The following is an 18,519-nucleotide window of genomic DNA, read 5'->3' on the forward strand; positions in this document are numbered from 1 at the left end:
TCAATATTACTATTCTTCATGCTGTTGGATTACATCTAAAAGTTGTGCGCGTGCTTCCTCAATCGTTACCTCCGAAAGTTGGGTTGCAGCATTTGATAAATGTCCACCGCCGCCTAATTGCTCCATTACAACCTGAACATTTGCTTCGCCGTTACTTCTAGCCGAGATTCCAATTCTACCATCGGCTCTTCTGGTAACAACAAACGAAGCATCCACTCCACTGACATTCAACAGTGAATCAGCTGCCTGAGCAGCAGTCACTGGATCGTAGACTTTGTCTTTTTCACCCACACAAAGTGCGACGCGATTGCCGACAAATTCAACACGATCAATTAAATGATTGCGCTGCAAGAAGTTATTTACATTTTCCTTCATGAAATGCTGCACCAGCACAGAGTCAGCCCCGACAGAGCGCAAATAACTAGCAGCATCAAACGTACGCGTCCCTGTCCGTAGTGTAAATGATTTAGTGTCAATAATAATCCCTGTTAACATTGCAGTTGCTTCGATTTTATTAATCGGTTCGCTCTCACGTGATTGATACTCAAACATCTCAGTAATTAATTCACAAGTTGAAGATGCATATGGTTCAATATACACTAAAATTGGATTTTCAGGGAATTCTTCACCCCGACGATGATGATCAATTACCATTACACGATTTGAAAGCTGCTGGTAAAGCTCTTCACTGGCTGAAATTGACGGTTTTGAATGATCAACCATAATCAGCAGACTTTGTTCAGTTGCCTTTTCTTCGGCTTCTTCCGGAGTTAAAACCGTCCCTTTTATTTCAGGATATTGCCCTAACTCATCCATTAAACGAGCAACATCTGAATGCAGCTTTTCCTGATCCAAAACAATCCAGCATTTTTTTTGATTCATTGCAGCAATTCTGCGAATCCCAAGGCATGCGCCCACAGAATCCATATCAGGTTGTTTATGACCCATCACAAAAATCTGATCAGTTTGATTCATCAACTCCTGTAAGGCCTGTGAGATCATTCGGGCACGAACCCGTGTCCGTTTTTCCATTGGGTTAGTCTTTCCGCCATAAAAGCGTGCTTCACCATCAGGGGTCTTAACGACGACCTGATCGCCTCCACGCCCCAATGCCAGATCTAAGTTACTTTGTGCAATCTTGGCTAGCAGGGCAAGATCATCATCACCATAGGAAATTCCGATACTTAATGTTAATGGCAAATTCTGTTTAGAAGTTCGTTCACGAATTCGATCCAAGATCTTAAATTTATTATCTTCCAGGCGTTTTAAAACACTTGAATATGCCAAAATAAAGAAATGATCATCATCAATTCGCTTAAGGTACATTTGATATTTTTTAGCCCAATTTGAAAGCTCGTTCGTCACATAATTACTCAAATTGGAAACAGCCTTATCGTTTAACGACTGCGTGATTTCATCATAGTTATCTAAAAAGACTTGACCAATTACAACGTTTGTATCTAAATCATGTTGTTGAATTTCGGCATAATGGGTAATGTCCATTAAGTAAATAGCATGAATATCCTTTTGAATCAGCAATTGTAATTTATATTGTCCCCATGAAACCTCAATCGGCTTTTTATTCTCTCGATTTTCTGCAACAAGCTTGGCCAGTTCCGCATCAATTTCAGCAAGAGGTTTCCCTAAGACCTCATTATTACCAAAATACTGCTGCAAATATGGATTTACCCATTCGACTTCATTACGCTCATTCAGAAAAAGAATTCCAATCGGCATCTTGATCAACGCCTCTTGTTCGCCGCGTTTGATCCGATACGATAAATCCGAAATATACTCGTTAGTATCTTCTGTAATCGCCTTAAGTGTAAAGGAAGCGACTACAACTGTTAGCACCACCATTACGAGAATAATTAATCCAAGAATCGGATTAACTAAAAAAGCCATAACAGCGCACACTAGTGACATTGCCAGCAAGAAAAAAGCGATCAACCTGATTTTACTATTCTTCATAAAGGCTGGTAAATGCCATAAATCTTTCGAAAATAACTGTTTCACTGTCTTTCTCCTCACATTCTTGCAAAGATCGCTCTCAGGATCTTCTCCTTCAGAAAAAGGTGCCCCCACCTATAACCAAAATTTTTCATATGTACTTTAGTGAAATCTTGTTTGCATACTATTTTAACACAAACAATTCATTGATACACATTTGATAAGACTGATCGCTAAAATCGTATTTTTGCAAAAGTGCGACACCCAGCGTTCAGCCGCCGTGAGCTAAGTCCTGAATTACAAAGTCACCTGGGTTTGGTTACGCGTAATTTAGGCTTAGGCACAGGTGGTTGCAGGGTGGAGCACGTTAAAAAAAGTGCCAGCCAGCTCAGCAAGCCTTCGAGCACTAACACCAAATTGCAAAATAGGCGGGTTATGATTATGCGCAATTTGAGGTTAGACACAAAAATACCCCCCAAACCCTAGCTAATAAAACCAGAGTTTGAAAGGCACTTCGTTATTACCATCTTTTTTGTTTTGAAATCATTTTACAGCCAAGACATCATGACAATTTTAAATCTGGTGACTGGTTCTAAACCATCCGCGAGTGCTGAAAAATGCATACATATCATTCAAGAAAAACACGCTATAGCTGAAAATCAATGCAAAATTACCATCACCTTGCAACATGGTCTGAATCCATAATGCAATGGTAAAGACTGAACTGATTGTCCAAACAAAATACTGTTCTCGTTTACGATTAAGTTCAAGCAACGAGCCTGTAATTGCCATCGCAAGATTCAAACTATCAAGAAAAACACGTGGATCACTTGTTAAACTAAAAATGTAATAAATAACTCCCCAAGCAAGCACAAAGAAAATTATGTAATAAAGCCATTCACGTAAATTTTCAAATTTTTCTGCTTGAATATTATCATTCCACTTAGGATCTAAGATGCAAAAGAAATCCAGAAAAAGTAAATATCCGATCTGTTCCCATGCAGTCGCGAAATTTCCAGCCATAAAACCTACGGATGCAATACAAATTGCGCTGAATGCTCCAGCCCATCCCTGTATTCCTGAGCGGTTTGAAATTCCAATCACACAAGCAACTGAAAGATTCCCACCAATAAAGGACAGTCCTGATTGCAATGGTGCCGCATTAAATGATTGTACTAATGAAATTACCTGAAGAACAAAGTTAAAGATCAGCAAACCATAACTGAATCTCCCCCAACCACGGCACTGGTTAAACAACCAACTAAAATAATTCTTTCTAAAAACATTTTTTGAATATTTTGGCAAATTTGTCAAAACATCCACATAACGATCAAACATCCAGACATCTCCTTAATACTATCTTGCATTATCCGAATTAACATCGCTTATCAGTAATCACGTTACCTAATAAAAACTTAGTTTTCAAAATTACGCGACAAGCTGACGCTTCCTTCTCTTTTGATTATATGCGCTTAAAACTTAAATAGTAGTCTTGACTTGCAGCAATATATGTAGTATTAGATCGCTAAATTCAATACTATATATAGTATATAGAGTGTTGTAAGATAAATGCATAAACGTTACATTTAACTGAAAATGCACAAAAAAAAAGACCGTGATGGTCTTTTTTTTAAGACTACTCTTCTGTAACAAATGGAAGAAGTCCCATAATGCGTGCACGTTTAACTGCAATTGTCAAACGACGCTGATTCTTAGCGCTTGTTCCTGTTACTCGACGAGGTAAAACCTTTCCTCGTTCAGAGATAAAGCGTTTCAACAGATCTGTATCTTTATAATCGATATATTCAATGTGGTTAGCCGCAATAAAGTCTACTTTACGACGACGACGACCACCTCTACGCTGTTGTGCCATGTTGATGTTCCCTCCTTCTGTTACCTAAAAATCTAGAATGGCAGATCGTCATCAGAGATATCAATCTGTTTTCCATTATCCGCGAATGGATCGTTATTATTATTACCAGATTTAGGTGCATTGTTTTCAGTAGAATTTTTATTCACTGAATTTCCAAACGGATTGTTTTCTGAATTATTAGTTGCTGGATTCCGAGAAGAATCTGAACCTTGCGTGTCATTGCCATGTTGTTGTTGATAACGCTCAGATTGCGAACGTGACTCAAGCAACGAAAAATTGTCAACAATGACTTCTGTCACATAGACCCTATTGCCCTGTTGGTTTTCATAAGAACGTGTCTGGATACGCCCATCCACTCCAACTAGTGAACCTTTATGCGTGAAGTTTGCAAAATTTTCTGCAGACTTGCGCCAAATTACACAATTGATAAAATCAGCTTCACGTTCACCTTGCTGATTGGTAAACTGACGGTTGACAGCGACAGTAAATGTCGCAACTGCAACACCACTGGAGGTATAACGCAAATCGGGATCACGTGTTAATCGACCTACAAGAATAGCTCTATTGATCAATGTTCAGTTCCTCCTTCATGTGATTAAGCTTCGCGCTTAACGATCATATGACGTAAAATTCCATCATTAATTTTAGCAAGACGGTCAAATTCATCGATTGCTTTTGCGTCATCAGCTTTAATATTTACAATATGGTAAGTACCTTCTGTAAAACCACCGATTTCGTATGCAAAACGACGTTTAGACCAGTCTTTTGAATCTACGACTTCAGCACCGTTGTCTTTCAAAATACCATCAAAGCGTTCTACCAAAGAATTTTTTGCGGCTTCATCAATTGCTGGGCTGATAATATAAGTAACTTCGTAAGTCATGACTGTTTACACCTCCTTATGGACTATTGGCTCTTAACCTTGTTAAGAGCAAGGAAAGTAATCTAAATCTATTTCGAGTTAGATACTAACGAAGAAGAATTATATCATTTATGGCACTGTAATGCAAGGCAATCCCGAAAAGCCCTCTGCTTTTAATTACGTGATTTTGCTCAAATTAGCCGAAAATTATTCTTCTGTTTGTTCTTCGTCTGTTTCCTCACTGCTTGTTTCATCCGGCACAACCTTAGCCATTGTTGAAACTAGTGCTTCATCATCAACTCTAATCAAATGAACACCTAAAGTTGCACGCCCCGTAACTGAGACTGTCTGAATATTGAAACGAATCATTACACCCTTATTTGTAATCAGCATAATATCTTCGTCACCCTTGACTGTAGTTAACCCTGTCAGCGGTCCATTCTTAGTCGTAACGTTTGAGGTCTTGATTCCCTTGCCACCACGGCCCTTAATTGGATAATCTTTTGCAGGTGTTTGTTTGCCGTAACCATTTTCACTAACTACAAACACATGACTGTCTGGGTAAAGCACATCTACGCCAATGACATAGTCAGCTGGACGCAACCTGATTCCACGCACACCCGTAGCAGCCCTTCCCATTGAACGGACGTCTGTTTCCTTGAAACTCACAGCATAACCGAGATGAGTCCCTATAATAATATTTTGCGTGCCATCCGTAATGAGCACATTGATTAATTCATCATTATCTTTGAGCGAAACCGCCTTGAGTCCATTGCTACGAATATTGGCAAATTCTGCAACAGCCGTTCTCTTAGTAATTCCCTTTTTAGTAGTGAAGAAGAGATAGTACTCCTGTTCCTTCATTTCCCGCGAAATATTGATGACTGCTTGGATTTTTTCACCAGAAGCAATCCCCAGCAAGTTGATCACTGGAATTCCTTTAGCGGTCCGACCATATTCCGGAATTTCATACCCCTTCATGCGGTATACTTTCCCCATATTAGTGAAAAACAGCAGTTCATCATGCGTCGAAGTTGTCACTAAGTGTTCAATAAAGTCATCGGCATGAACGCCCATTCCTTGAATACCACGGCCTCCACGTCTTTGAGTTTTAAAATCGCTTGTCGGCAGACGCTTAATATACCCATTATGCGTAAGTGTCACAGCAACTTCTTCTTCCTCAATCAGATCTTCATCCTCAATACTAAGAACTTCACCAACCATTAATTCAGTTCTACGTTCGTCTCCATATTTTTCTTGGATTTCCAGCAATTCTTCATAAATAATCTTGTCAATCCGCTCAGAATGTGCCAAAATATCGCGATAATCAGCAATTGCTGCAACCAATTTTTGGTACTCGTCTTCAATTTTTTCACGTTCCAAACCAGTTAAACGAACAAGGCGCATATCCAAAATTGCTTGGGCTTGTCGATCGGACAGTTGGTAGCCCTCAATTAAGCGTTTCTTTGCAATCTCGCCACTTTTAGAACTACGAATAATATTAATAATTGCATCAATATGGTCAAGCGCGATCCGCAAACCTTCTAAGATGTGAGCTCGTGCCTGTGCCTTTTTTAATTCAAATTCTGTTCTGCGGCGAATCACGCTTTCTTGGTGCTCCAAATAATATGTCAAAATGTCTTTAAGACTCAAAATTTTGGGGGTTCCCTTTACAATTGCAAGCATATTGAACCCAAAGGTTGTTTGCATTAAAGTTAATTTGTATAAATTATTTAAAATAACTGAAGCGCTCATATCGCGTCTGACATCGATTGAAACTCGCATTCCTTCACGATCAGATTCATCTCGAATATCAGTAATTCCTTCGATTTTTTTCTCACGGGCAAGCTCGGCAATTCTTTCTATCAATTTAGCCTTATTCACCATATAAGGGAGTTCATGAATAATAATTTGTTCTCGGCCATTTGCTTGTTGTTCGATTTCCACTTTAGCCCTAATTGTCACGGTCCCTCTGCCGGTTTCATAAGCTTTGCGAATTCCAGACTTGCCGAGCACAATTCCGCCAGTTGGGAAATCTGGACCTTTAATCGCCTCCATCAAATCGGCTGTCGTGGCATCCGGATTATCCATCAAAATATGCAATCCTGAAATCACTTCTGCCAAGTTGTGCGGCGGGATATTAGTAGTCATTCCGACAGCTATTCCAGTTGCTCCATTGACAAGGAGATTGGGAAACCGCGAAGGCAAGACAACTGGCTCTCTTTCTGAACCATCGTAATTTTCTTTAAAGTCAATCGTATCTTTATTAATATCACGAAGCATCTCGGTTGCAATTTTACTCATTCTCGCTTCCGTGTAACGCATCGCAGCAGCTCCATCACCATCAACTGAGCCAAAGTTTCCATGACCATCAACCAGCATGTACCGATAACTGAAATTCTGTGCCATCCGGACCATTGACTCATAAATTGCTGAGTCACCATGGGGGTGATATTTCCCCATAACGTCTCCCACAATTCTTGCTGATTTTTTATACGGCTTGTCAGGAGTGACGCCTAATTCATTCATACCGTATAAAATACGCCGATGAACTGGTTTTAATCCATCACGAACATCTGGAAGTGCACGCGCCACAATTACGCTCATCGCGTACTCCATAAAAGATGTGCGCATTACTCCCGACAAATCAGTCTGCTTAACTCGATTCGGTAGCTCTACCAATGTCTCTGCCTCCTAAATTCTTGCAATCATGTATTATTTCCCGGGAAATAGCTTAAACGTCCAAGTTCTCAACGTAAGTTGCATTTTCTTCGATAAATTCGCGCCGTGGCTCAACCTTATCGCCCATTAACATCTCAAAAACATTATTTGCTTCTTCAGCATCAGAAAGTTCCACTTGCAACAAGCGACGATTTTCAGGATTCATTGTCGTTTCCCACAACTGCTCAGCATCCATCTCACCTAACCCTTTATAACGTTGAACAACTGGCTTAGGACTTGGTGGCAGTTGACCTAATGTCTGCTCTAACTCACTTTCAGTATCAATATACTTAATCATTTTACCTTGCCTTACCTGGTACAAGGGCGGTTGTGCAATATAAACATACCCTGCGTCAATCATTGGACGCATAAAGCGATAGAACAGTGTTAGCAACAGTGTCCTAATATGGGCGCCATCAACATCGGCATCTGTCATTATGATCAATTTATGATAATTTGCCTTAGTCACATCAAATTCCTGCCCGAATCCCGTTCCAAGTGCCGTGAACAGGGAGCGAATTTCCTCATTGGCCAGCACACGATCAAGAGACGCTTTTTCAACATTCAGGATTTTCCCACGAATTGGCAAAATTGCCTGTGTTAATCTTGATCTTCCTTGCTTAGCTGAACCACCAGCAGAATCTCCTTCGACAATAAATAATTCCGAAATTGCCGGATCTTTGCTGGTATTATCTGCTAATTTTCCTGGAAGATTACTAATCTCTAAACCGTTTTTCTTACGCGTAACTTCACGCGCACGCTTAGCAGCGACTCGTGCTTTAGAAGCCAGCATCCCTTTTTCAACAATTTTACGCGCCACCGTCGGGTTCTCAAGCATAAATTTATTAAAATGTTCCGCAAATAAGCGATCAGTAACTGTTCTTGCATCCGAATTTCCTAATTTAGTTTTTGTCTGACCCTCGAACTGTGGATTAGGATGTTTAATACTTACAACTGCAGTCATCCCTTCGCGTACATCTTCTCCAGACAAATTATCTTCATTTTCCTTTATCATGTTGCTCTTATGCGCATAATCATTGATGACACGCGTCAAAGCTGTTTTAAAACCAGCTTCATGGGTCCCGCCTTCATAAGTGTGAATATTGTTCGTAAAGGTCAGCAGGTTGGAATGAAAATCATTCGTATATTGCAAGGCCACTTCAACAATAATTCCTTTTTGCTCTCCCTCAAGATAAATAGGTTCATCAAAAAGGACTTCTTTGCCTTTATTCAAAAATTCCACGTAATGCCTAATGCCACCAACATAATGAAATTCTTTATAAGTTGGTTCCGCTGGACGCTCATCCTTAATCGTAATTTTCAAACCTTTATTTAAAAAGGCAAGTTCGCGAATTCGCGTAGTCAAAATTTTAATATCATAAACTGTTGTTTCAGTAAAAATGTCAGGATCTGGAACAAAATGTACGCGCGTGCCATGTTCATGTTCACCACAATTACCGCTGATATGCATCTCATGCTCAACTTTGCCACGCTTAAAATCCATTGCGTAGAGCTTGCCATTATGTTTAACCTGGACACTTAAGCTTGTAGAAAGAGCATTAACAACAGAGGCCCCAACACCATGAAGTCCACCAGAGACTTTGTAGCCGCCACCGCCAAATTTGCCACCGGCATGCAGGATTGTAAAGACAGTCTCAAGTGCGGGTCTGCCAGTTTTAGGCTGAATTCCGACCGGAATACCGCGACCATTATCTTTGACAGTAATGCTGTTGTCTTTTTCAACAACCACATTAATTTCATCAGCAAAGCCTGCAAGTGCCTCATCAATCCCATTATCAATGATTTCCCATACAAGATGGTGTAGTCCCTGAGAGCTTGTTGATCCAATATACATCCCAGGCCTTTTTCTAACGGCTTCGAGGCCTTCAAGGACTTGAATCTGACTGGCATCATATTCTTTAGCACGTGCTTCTTTAGCTTCCTGCATTTCTTTATCTGTCAACCTGTTTCCCTCCTGATTGTTTAGCTGCTGCAGTTGTTTCACTGTGATCCGCAAAAACTTCTCCTTGTGCGATTCTAAATACCTTTGGATCTCTAATTAATTTACGCGTTATCTCACTAATACTGGGAGTCGTCAAGAACGTCTGCACCCGATCTTGAATGGTCCGCAATAAATGCGTCTGCCGTTTCCCATCCAACTCAGAAAGAACATCATCGAGCAGTAGGATTGGATACTCGCCCGTTTCTTTCTTCATCAAATCAATTTCAGCCAACTTAAGCGCCAGTGCGGTTGTACGCTGCTGTCCTTGGGAACCATAAACATGTACATTTTTTTGATTTATTAAAAAACGCACATCATCACGATGCGGACCATAGAGCGTTGTTCCCTGCATGATTTCTTTTTCACGATTATTTTCATACAATTGCTTTAATGCTGTATACAAACTCTCTACACTTTTTGCTGTTGTCTGCGCTACACTAGTTTCATATTCAAAGCGTAATTGTTCTTTAGTTTGCGTAATTTGGTCCTGCAATTGCTGGGCATATTTCTCCAACTCTTTTAAGAAAGTAATTCTTTTAGCGATAATCTCAGCCCCAAAAGCTGCCAGTTGATCAGAAAAGACCCCTAGCAAAACAAGATCCTTAGTTTGATGCAGTTGCAATTGTTTTAAATATTGATTACGCTGCTTCAAAACTGTACGATACTGCGTCAAATTATAAAGATAACGTGCATCAATCTGCCCGAATTCCATATCAATAAAACGTCTTCTGACAGCAGGGGCGCCCTTAACAAGTGCAAGATCTTCCGGAGCAAATAAAATAACGTTCATTTGTCCGATATATTGCGATAACTTGGCCTGTTCCAAAAAATTAAGCTTGGCTTTTTTACCTTTGCGGCTAAGGATCAATTCCAAATGAATTTTTCCGGGTTGCTTTACTAATGTTCCACGTAAAGCAGCTGTGTCTTCTTTAAATTTGACTAATTCGCGTTCGTTACCTGTCCGATGACTCCGCGTCGTTGCTAAGACATAAATTGCTTCTAGTAAATTAGTCTTACCTTGTGCATTTTCACCAATCAAGATGTTGATCTGCGGTGAAAATTTTAATTTTGTCGCTGTATAATTGCGAAACTGCTTAAGTTCTAGATCTTCTAAATACATTTACCTTGCCTTTTGTGCGCGCATTACAAAGGTTCCCACTGTGGGAATCTCAACTTTGTCACCAGAATAGAGCTTGCGACCGCGTCGTTCGTCAAGTTGCTCATTAACTAGAACCTTGTTTTCTTGCAAAAACCATTTTGCTTGTCCCCCAGAAGAGATTACATCTGCAATTTTCAGCAACTGTCCGAGAGTTATATATGGTGTTTTTAGCAAAATTTCTTTACTCAACAGGCACCGCCCACTTTCTTAATTATACTTTAATTATACCCTTTTTAAATTCAAATGACAATCGTAGATAGCCCTCAGAGCTTATATAAGCGTTTTTAATATCCCTTAATGGAATTAGACTATCTACTAGGCAAAAACGCTCATTTTGAACAATACAAGGTTTAATGCGAGTTAATTTGTACAAGCTGCTTTGAACGAATTCTAAAAACAAAACATTTTGAGTATCAAAAGACATCCCTTGATAACTCTACTCAGCTTAGCAGGCTTTCTAGGCTGTTTAAGCAAAATAAACCAAAGGAAACAGAGCAAAACTTAAATTTTTACTCAGTCCCTTTGGTTTATTTTGTAGTCTGTACATAAATATACTTTACTAGCAGTTTTTACCCAACATTTTTCCGTTAAGCTAATGCTTAATTTTTTAAGAAATAAAACACTAGAATGTCCGTACAGGTGTGATTAACTGCACGAAATGTTCGTGGTCTTCACTTGGAACCAATGTAAATGGACGCAGTGGCAGCGTAAATGCCACCGTTACAGTGGTTTGGCCAAATGAACGTAATGCATCTTTCATATAATCCGGATTAAAGGATATTTCGATATCATTTCCTGTTAAATTCTGAAAATGCAGTTCTTCTTCCACATTGCCGACTTCCGGTGAATTCCCATAAATCGTAGCTTTTTGAACTGCTGTTTCCAGCACTAATTTAACAACATTATTTTGTCCTTCATGCGACAGCAAAGAGGCACGCTCGATCGCAGCTAAAAAGTCCGCAGCGTTAAATTCGATTGAAGTCTCTGCAGTTTTAGGGATCAAGCGTTCCGTATCAGGATAATTGCCTTCCAAAAGTCGTGAATAAAAAGTTGTTTTACCTAAATCAAATAAGACCTGATTTTCTGAAATGCGTAGACTGATCTTGTCAGCCTCTTCTGGAATCATTTTGGCTAACTCGTTTAAAGATCTGCCAGGAATGATGATGTCATAATTTGCATTTTGTGCAGCTGGCAGAGCAATTTTTCTTTGACTCAGGCGATGACTATCTGTAGCGACCGCTAATAATTCACCTTCTTTAATTACCAGATGGATTCCAGTTAAGATCGGGCGACTTTCTTGTGTAGAAACTGCAATTACTGTTTGCCCAATCAATTGTTTTAACAGATCACCTTTGAATTCTAATTTTTCTTCCGCATCAATTTCAGGAAGCCGTGGATAATTATCAGCATCTAATCCCTTAATCGTGAAAGAAGCTGAACCAGAAGTGATTTCTGTTTGGTAATTTTCTGTAACTTCAAAAGTCATCGTTTTTTCTGGAAGTTTTTTAACAATTTCACTAAAAATACGTGCAGCTAAGACAATTTGTCCTGGTTGTTCGATTTGTAATTCTGCATTATCATCATCTGCTGCAATAAAAGTTTCGATTGAAATGTCGGCATCACTACCAGTTAAGGTTAAGCCGCGTGCTTCTAACTTGAGTTTTAATCCTGTCAAAATTGGAATAGTTGTTTTAGTCGAAATCGCCCTTTGAACATCTGATAAACTTTTTAGGAATGCTGTCCGGTTCACCGTAAATTTCATAAGTTGCCTCCTGGTATATATAATTAAGAATAATTAAGTAAAGTAATAGTAGTAGGTCCTGTTGATACTGTGGAAAACTAAAAATAAACCCAAAAATAATAAATATCCACATGTGGATATCCTGTGTATAACTACGCTTTTTACGCACAGCTTTCCACAGGCTTTATTTTTTCAACTTTCCTTTCAAGTCACCGACTTCACGTTGTAGCTCACTATTATTGTCAAGTTCTGCTGAAATTTTTTCATGCGCGTGAATTACAGTTGTATGGTCTTTACCGCCGAATTCATGTCCGATTTTTGGTAAAGATGCGTCAGTCAGTTCACGTGCAAGGTACATTGCAACTTGGCGTGGAAGCACAATGCTTTTAACCCGCTTTTTCCCTTTAAGATCACTGATTGAAATATGATAATACTTTGCAACTTTGTCTTGGATTACTGAAATTGAAATTTCGTTGGACTTGCCATTTAATTTCAAATTTTTCAAAGCATCCGCTGCCAGACTGGTTGTAATGGGCATATGGGTCATGGATGAATAGGCTTGAACCCGCACTAAAGCACCTTCCAGTTCACGAATGTTAGAGTCGATTTGGCCCGCAATGTAGCTTAGCGTATCGTCAGGGATTGCTGAATGATCAGCATTAGCTTTATTGCGTAAGATCGCAATCCGTGTTTCTAAATCAGGGGGAGTAATATCAACTGATAACCCCCATTTGAAACGTGAAACAAGCCGTTTTTGAAGCTTAGGAATTTCATTAGGCAAACGATCAGATGAAAGTACAATTTGTTTTTTGTCATCATAAAGCGCGTTAAAAGTGTGGAAAAATTCTTCTTGCGTACCTTCCTTATCGGCAAAAAATTGAATATCATCGACTAACAAAAGGTCGACACTCCGGTATTCTTTACGGAATTCTTCTTGTCTTTTTGTCTGAATCGAGTTGATAAAATCATTTGCAAAAGCTTCGCTGGTTACATATTTGACCTTTGCATCAGGCCGATTTGTTAACATTTGATGACCAATGGCATGCATCAAATGCGTTTTACCAAGACCAACGCCACCGAAGAAGAACAACGGGTTATAGAGTGCACCAGGTTCTTCCGCCACAACTAAAGCTGCCGCATGTGCCATTTGGTTGCCTTTACCAATCACAAATGTTTCAAAGGTATATTTGTCATTTAACTTTGTTTCCCGCATAAATGTTGGCCGTGAATCAACCGCGTTTTGACCTGTAGGTTGAGAAGTGGCATAACGCGGCTTTTGCAACGGATTAGGCTCTTCCGGTAATTTTGCAATAATAGTGATTTTTTGACCAATCGAGGTTTCAATCATCGTCGCAGCCTGATTGCTTAAGTTTGCTTTCCAGTAGTCTTTATGTAATGCGGTCGGAACCTCAATTACCAATGTATTCCCAGAAAAAGCAACGGGTTTTACGGCTTTAAGCCAAGTGTTGTAGCTAATAGTTGAAAGCTTATTTTTAAATTCATCGCAGATATATTGCCATAAAGTTTCAAGATCAGGCACAAAGAGACCTCCTTTCTATAAAATGTCGCTTTACATATTCTAGCATTTTTAAAAAAAGTTTTCCACAGGTACGTGTAAAACATAAAAACAGTTTGCACAGGACTGTTAATCGTTTTTGCACAGGATGTGAAGAACTAAAAACTATGAAATTCTGCGTAGTTTTTCCACAAGCACCATGTCAACTGTTAAGCCTAATATAAAAGGATTCCAAAGACTTATGCACAGTTGAATGTAGAGCTGTGTATAAGTTGTTGACAGGGTGTGAATCTGTGTAAAGTTCTGTCGAACGTTTTGTGCACAGGGAAAAGTGTAGTTTGAGAAATCCACAGGAGAAAGCGATTTCTAATTATATCTGTGGATAAGTTTTCGGTGGTTTTTGCGGCCTGATTTTTGAAAACAGCTTTTAATACAGTTTTTTTTGTGATAACATAACTGAGTAAAACTCAACTTGACAAGAGATCTTTATTTTAATAAAATGTTAGTTATGATTGTCGAGTCCTATTACTCGATCAAGGAGGTGTAGAATCTAATGAAGAGAACATATCAACCTAAGAAACGTCATCGCCAAAGAGTGCACGGTTTCCGTAAACGTATGAGTACCAGCAACGGTCGCGCTGTTTTAGCACGTAGACGTCAAAAAGGTAGAAAAGTATTGTCTGCATAGGCCACTGACCGTCAGTGGTCTTTTCTTTTTAATACAGGAGTTTTGCAGGACACTGGGAGATGTATTATGCGAAAATCATACCGTGTCAAAAAAGAAGCTGAATTTCAGAAGGTCTTCACCCAAGGCAAGTCGTATGCAAATCGACAATTTGTTGTTTACGTGTTAAGAAAATCTGATCAGCTTCATTTTCGAGTGGGAATATCAGTAGGAAAAAAAATAGGAAATGCTGTGGCGCGTAATTGGGTTAAACGTCGAATTCGGCAAAGCCTGACAGAACTCAAGCCCAAATTGCGGCAGGAAGTTGATTTCATTGTAATCGCTCGTCCTGCAATTTCGGGTGCGTCTATGGCCGAGACTAAAAAAAATTTAATGCATGTTTTGCGGTTAGCTCACATGTTATAAATTCGGCTTTTTAAAGTGAGGGAAATGCAGTGAAAAAAGGGAAAAGAATCCTCACGCTGCTCAGTGTGATGGGACTAGTATTTATCTTATCCGGTTGCAGTACTTCAACTGTCACAGAGAACAGTTCTGGAATCTGGGATCATTACATTATTTGGAACTTCATTCAAGCGATTCAATTTTTGAGTAGACTATTTGGGAATAGCTACGGCTGGGGGATCATTATTTTTACGATCATCATCCGCGTTATTTTATTACCATTGATGTTCTACCAAACAAAGAGTATGCGCAAAACGGCTGAATTGCAGCCTAAGTTGAAGGCTTTACAAAAGAAGTATTCAACCAAAGATGCAGAAACACAGGCTAAATTGCGTGAAGAACAACAGAAGCTCTATGCACAGGCGGGTGTAAATCCTGTTGCTGGGTGCCTACCGTTGGTTGTACAGATGCCAATTTTGATTGCGCTGTATCAAGCGATTTTACGGTCGCAAGCGCTGAAGACGGGTTCGTTCTTATGGATGCAGCTTGGTGAACGCGATGCTCTCTTTGTTTTACCAATTTTAGCTGCTATCTTTACTTTCGCTACCTCTAAGTTGAGTGTCATGTCGCAGCCGGAACAAAATGGCATGACGGCAGCAATGACCTATGGGATGCCGATTTTCATTCTGTTTACAGCGATTTCTTTACCATCAGCATTGTCGCTGTACTGGGTCGTTGGAAATGCCTTTTCAGTTCTTCAAACGCTTTTACTGAACAATCCTTTTAAAATAAATAAGGAACGTGAAGAAAAAGAACAGGCGCAACGTTCGCGCAAGAAAGCTCTTGAAAAAGCGAAGCGCAGGGCCTATAAGGGTAAAAGAAAATAGAAAATATTCCTAGTTGAGGAATTAAGTCTGGTGGCAATAAGTAGATTATGTCGTTGGAATCGCGGAGTTGATTAAGATCAGCTCCTTTTTTTGACTTTAAAATATTAGATTAAGGTGCTCAGCTTGTTTTTTAACACAGATTTGCAATCAAAAAGGGGGCTGTGACAAAAGTTAAATTTTGTCACAGCCCCTCTTTTATTCCGGATAAACGTGTTCCATAAGTCAAAATTCTCCGTCTAACTTCGAATTACTCATCGCAAAGTACCCGCTATGTTCGTAATTTCGAGTTAGTACTCAAATTTTCCCGACTTATGTCACACTCTCTTTTTATTCCGGATAAACGTGTTCCATAAGTCAAAATTCTCCGTCTAACTTCGAATTACTCATAGCAAAGTACTCGCTATGTTCGTAATTTCGAGTTAGCACTCAAATTTTCCCGACTTATGTCACACTCTCTCTTTTATTCGGATAAACGTGTTCCATAAGTCAAAATTCTCCGTCTAACTTCGAATTACTCATAGCAAAGTACTTGCTATGTTCGTAATTTCGAGTTAGCACTCAAATTTTCCCGACTTATGTCACACTCTCTTTTTGTTTTACCAGATATTAACACGTTTGTCAGGCGGGAGATACATTTTATCACCTTGCTGAATATTAAAGGTGGTGTAAAAATCAGTTAAGTTTTGCGGCTGAAGATTGGCACGTAATTCATGGGGGGCATGCACGTCAATATTTAACAATAATTTTTGGCGTTCCAGCGAGGATTTAAGACACCAGACACGTGCCCAATTAATAAAGAATGCTTTAAGAGAAACATTCTTTTCACCTTTTGCGGCTTCCAGTGCACAACTTAGGCCACCGGCATCGGCAATGTTTTCTGAGACTACTAATTTGCCGTTTACCTTGCCCGCAGCAGTTTGAAGTCCATCGAATTCTGCAATCATTTTTTGAGCGAGTTTTTCAAAGTGAGCGCGATCTTCTTTTGTCCACCAATTATTGAGATTTCCCAATTCATCAAAGTGGGCCCCATTGTTATCAAAAGCATGTGAGATTTCGTGAGCAATTACGGCCCCAATTCCGCCGTAATTTTCACTTGAAGACTGCTTTAGGCTGTAGAAAGGAGCCTGCAAAATTGCTGCCGGAAAAACGATAATATTATAGGAAGGGTTATAGTAGGCGTTGACCGTATCAGCACTCATTTCCCATTTTTCTCGATCAACTTCCTTGTTCCAACGGCTGTAATGATCTTTGAGGTAGATTTTGTCAAAGTTCACACTATTGTTGAAGAGTGAATCTGATGTTACTTTGAATTTTTTATAAATTTCTTCAAGCTTATCAGGATAGCCAACTTGGATTCCAAGCTTTTCAAGTTTGACAACTGCTTTTTCTCGTGTCGGTTGGCTTAACCATTTATTTTGTTGCAGTCGCTTTTTATAAACGGTGACCATCTTGTGCACCATCTGAGTAACATCATTTTTGGCTTGTTCGCCGAAGTATTTGTGTGCGTAGTAAAGACCCACAATTTGATCAAATTGGTTGATTGCTAAGTAGTAGGCACTCTTTTGGGGATTCATGGGTTCTTTGCTGCCTGAGATTGCACGTGAATATTCACCCGAGATGATCCGAGCTTGATCTGAGAGGTAAGGGCTGACAGCCAGCAGTGACTTTGCAAGCATCCAACCACGCATGTTAGCAAACGTTTCGGGAGTTACCAAAGAATTCAAAGCGGCATAGTATTTTGGCTGAGTCACGATCACCTGATCAGGTTGTGCATCGAGAAGTTCAGTCACAAAATGCTGAATATCAAAATGATCACTTGATTTAACGAAATCAGCAAAGCTGTATTTATTGTAAGATTTTACATAATCAGCTAATTCGGTGCTGTCTTTGACATGTGGGACAAGGGTCTTATCAAATGCAAGTGTTTGGGCGATTGTTTTTTGAGTAAACTCCGCAGAATATCCAGCAAGTTTGAAGAGTTTTTCTAACATCTTGGTATAAACTTGCAATAATGCTTGTGCTGCAGGGTTATCGTCCGTATAGTATGTTTTATCCGGCAAAATCAAGTTAGGAACACCGGCTGTAAGTGCATACCGCGAAGTATTTTTCATATCAGGTTCGACATATAAAGGAATAGGGCTAGGATAGCCGCTTAAGGTTAGCGCAGCCAGTTTTTGTTCCCAATCAGTCAGATCTTTTATTTGCGCAACTGTTTCAAGGTAGTGGCGTGCAGCTTTAAAACCAACTGCATCTCTTTTAGCGAAATCATGAGCAAGGCGATAGAATTTGATGAATTCTAGGAGATAGGGATCCGTGATTTCTTGCGGGTTTTGTGCTAAGCGATCAAAGTCTTTCATTAAAAGCTTTTCAATATTTTCTGCAAGGTCCGCAAAACCGCCTGTTGAGGATTTGTCTGCTGGAATCTGAGCAGTTTTGAGCCAAGTACCATTGACTGCTTGGTACAAGTCATCTTTAATGAGTTTCTGATTAATTGTTTCAGTCATACTGAAGCCTCTCTTCCTGTGCTGATATAATTAGTATTGTAGTTCAAAGTAAAACAGGATGATACTCTAAAAAAAAATTGATGTAGCTTATAAGACTGGACTAAGGTAACATCAGTAAAAATAAAGGGGACACAATAGTCGAAAGGCTTTGAACATCAGTCCGAGTTAGCGATAGTCAAAGCACGGCTGTGTTATAACTCGGTGTTAATGTGCAAAGCCTTTGTCGTGGACCCAGATT

15 protein-coding genes are annotated in these 18,519 nt (G+C 39.6%); 3 read left to right on the forward strand and 12 right to left on the reverse strand.

Annotation, left to right across the window (positions count from 1 at the left end; genetic code table 11):
• Window positions 1–9 precede the first annotated feature (9 nt).
• The 11 genes from AB3Y88_RS06170 to dnaA form a co-directional block, all read right to left on the reverse strand.
• A complete protein-coding gene (locus AB3Y88_RS06170) occupies window positions 10–2,016 on the reverse strand; it encodes a DHH family phosphoesterase (protein ID WP_056961997.1) in 2,007 nt (668 codons plus the stop codon).
• A 507-nt stretch (window positions 2,017–2,523) separates the two neighbouring features.
• Window positions 2,524–3,288 carry a nicotinamide riboside transporter PnuC gene (gene pnuC, locus AB3Y88_RS06175; RefSeq protein WP_056961999.1) on the reverse strand — a complete coding sequence of 255 codons (765 nt, stop codon included), beginning with the start codon at window positions 3,286–3,288 and terminating at the stop codon, window positions 2,524–2,526.
• 298 nt (window positions 3,289–3,586) lie between these two features.
• Window positions 3,587–3,823: a 30S ribosomal protein S18 gene (gene rpsR, locus AB3Y88_RS06180; RefSeq protein WP_056962000.1), complete on the reverse strand. Its 237-nt coding sequence runs from the start codon at window positions 3,821–3,823 to the stop codon at window positions 3,587–3,589.
• Between the two features lie 32 nt (window positions 3,824–3,855).
• Window positions 3,856–4,395 (reverse strand): single-stranded DNA-binding protein, encoded by a 540-nt coding sequence (gene ssb, locus AB3Y88_RS06185; protein WP_054757338.1) that lies wholly within the window; start codon window positions 4,393–4,395, stop codon window positions 3,856–3,858.
• Between the two features lie 23 nt (window positions 4,396–4,418).
• Window positions 4,419–4,706 (reverse strand): 30S ribosomal protein S6, encoded by a 288-nt coding sequence (rpsF, locus tag AB3Y88_RS06190; protein WP_054757337.1) that lies wholly within the window; start codon window positions 4,704–4,706, stop codon window positions 4,419–4,421.
• Window positions 4,707–4,892: 186 nt separating this feature from the next.
• Window positions 4,893–7,367, reverse strand: coding sequence for a DNA gyrase subunit A (gene gyrA / locus AB3Y88_RS06195; RefSeq protein ID WP_056962002.1), 2,475 nt, complete (start codon window positions 7,365–7,367; stop codon window positions 4,893–4,895).
• A gap of 52 nt (window positions 7,368–7,419) precedes the next feature.
• Window positions 7,420–9,369 carry a DNA topoisomerase (ATP-hydrolyzing) subunit B gene (gyrB, locus tag AB3Y88_RS06200; protein WP_056962003.1) on the reverse strand — a complete coding sequence of 650 codons (1,950 nt, stop codon included), beginning with the start codon at window positions 9,367–9,369 and terminating at the stop codon, window positions 7,420–7,422.
• Window positions 9,359–10,528: a DNA replication/repair protein RecF gene (gene recF / locus AB3Y88_RS06205; RefSeq protein ID WP_056962005.1), complete on the reverse strand. Its 1,170-nt coding sequence runs from the start codon at window positions 10,526–10,528 to the stop codon at window positions 9,359–9,361. The genes gyrB and recF overlap by 11 nt, the downstream gene beginning before the upstream one ends.
• Complete coding sequence (gene yaaA / locus AB3Y88_RS06210) at window positions 10,529–10,756, reverse strand: S4 domain-containing protein YaaA (RefSeq protein WP_056962006.1); 228 nt, start codon at window positions 10,754–10,756, stop codon at window positions 10,529–10,531.
• 433 nt (window positions 10,757–11,189) lie between these two features.
• The gene (gene dnaN, locus AB3Y88_RS06215; RefSeq protein WP_054757336.1) at window positions 11,190–12,329 is read right to left on the reverse strand and encodes a DNA polymerase III subunit beta; all 1,140 of its coding nucleotides are present in this window, start codon (window positions 12,327–12,329) and stop codon (window positions 11,190–11,192) included.
• Between the two features lie 163 nt (window positions 12,330–12,492).
• The gene (gene dnaA / locus AB3Y88_RS06220) at window positions 12,493–13,848 is read right to left on the reverse strand and encodes a chromosomal replication initiator protein DnaA (protein ID WP_056962007.1); all 1,356 of its coding nucleotides are present in this window, start codon (window positions 13,846–13,848) and stop codon (window positions 12,493–12,495) included.
• A 529-nt stretch (window positions 13,849–14,377) separates the two neighbouring features.
• Between dnaA and rpmH the strand changes: the two genes are divergently transcribed.
• The 3 genes from rpmH (at window position 14,378) to yidC (ending at window position 15,777) form a co-directional block, all read left to right on the forward strand.
• Window positions 14,378–14,512, forward strand: coding sequence for a 50S ribosomal protein L34 (rpmH, locus tag AB3Y88_RS06225; RefSeq protein ID WP_057895598.1), 135 nt, complete (start codon window positions 14,378–14,380; stop codon window positions 14,510–14,512).
• A 66-nt stretch (window positions 14,513–14,578) separates the two neighbouring features.
• A complete protein-coding gene (rnpA, locus tag AB3Y88_RS06230; protein WP_054757335.1) occupies window positions 14,579–14,914 on the forward strand; it encodes a ribonuclease P protein component in 336 nt (111 codons plus the stop codon).
• A gap of 29 nt (window positions 14,915–14,943) precedes the next feature.
• On the forward strand, window positions 14,944–15,777 hold the full coding sequence (gene yidC, locus AB3Y88_RS06235; RefSeq protein ID WP_054757334.1) for a membrane protein insertase YidC: 834 nt from the start codon (window positions 14,944–14,946) through the stop codon (window positions 15,775–15,777).
• A gap of 596 nt (window positions 15,778–16,373) precedes the next feature.
• Here yidC and AB3Y88_RS06240 read toward each other — a convergent pair.
• Window positions 16,374–18,281, reverse strand: coding sequence for a M13 family metallopeptidase (locus AB3Y88_RS06240; protein ID WP_056962008.1), 1,908 nt, complete (start codon window positions 18,279–18,281; stop codon window positions 16,374–16,376).
• Between the last annotated feature and the right edge of the window lie 238 nt (window positions 18,282–18,519).

Source organism: Liquorilactobacillus satsumensis, assembly GCF_964065465.1.
Lineage (GTDB): Bacteria > Bacillota > Bacilli > Lactobacillales > Lactobacillaceae > Liquorilactobacillus > Liquorilactobacillus satsumensis.

Bases quoted from the DNA above. Each gene is read 5' to 3' on its own strand.
- rpsR (WP_056962000.1), bottom strand. From the start codon at position 3,823: ATGGCACAACAGCGTAGAGGTGGTCGTCGTCGTCGTAAAGTAGACTTT.
- dnaN (WP_054757336.1), bottom strand. From the start codon at position 12,329: ATGAAATTTACGGTGAACCGGACAGCATTCCTAAAAAGTTTATCAGAT.
- AB3Y88_RS06240 (WP_056962008.1), bottom strand. From the start codon at position 18,281: ATGACTGAAACAATTAATCAGAAACTCATTAAAGATGACTTGTACCAA.
- rpmH (WP_057895598.1), top strand. From the start codon at position 14,378: ATGAAGAGAACATATCAACCTAAGAAACGTCATCGCCAAAGAGTGCAC.
- rpsF (WP_054757337.1), bottom strand. From the start codon at position 4,706: ATGACTTACGAAGTTACTTATATTATCAGCCCAGCAATTGATGAAGCC.
- pnuC (WP_056961999.1), bottom strand. From the start codon at position 3,288: ATGTTTGATCGTTATGTGGATGTTTTGACAAATTTGCCAAAATATTCA.
- rnpA (WP_054757335.1), top strand. From the start codon at position 14,579: ATGCGAAAATCATACCGTGTCAAAAAAGAAGCTGAATTTCAGAAGGTC.
- recF (WP_056962005.1), bottom strand. From the start codon at position 10,528: ATGTATTTAGAAGATCTAGAACTTAAGCAGTTTCGCAATTATACAGCG.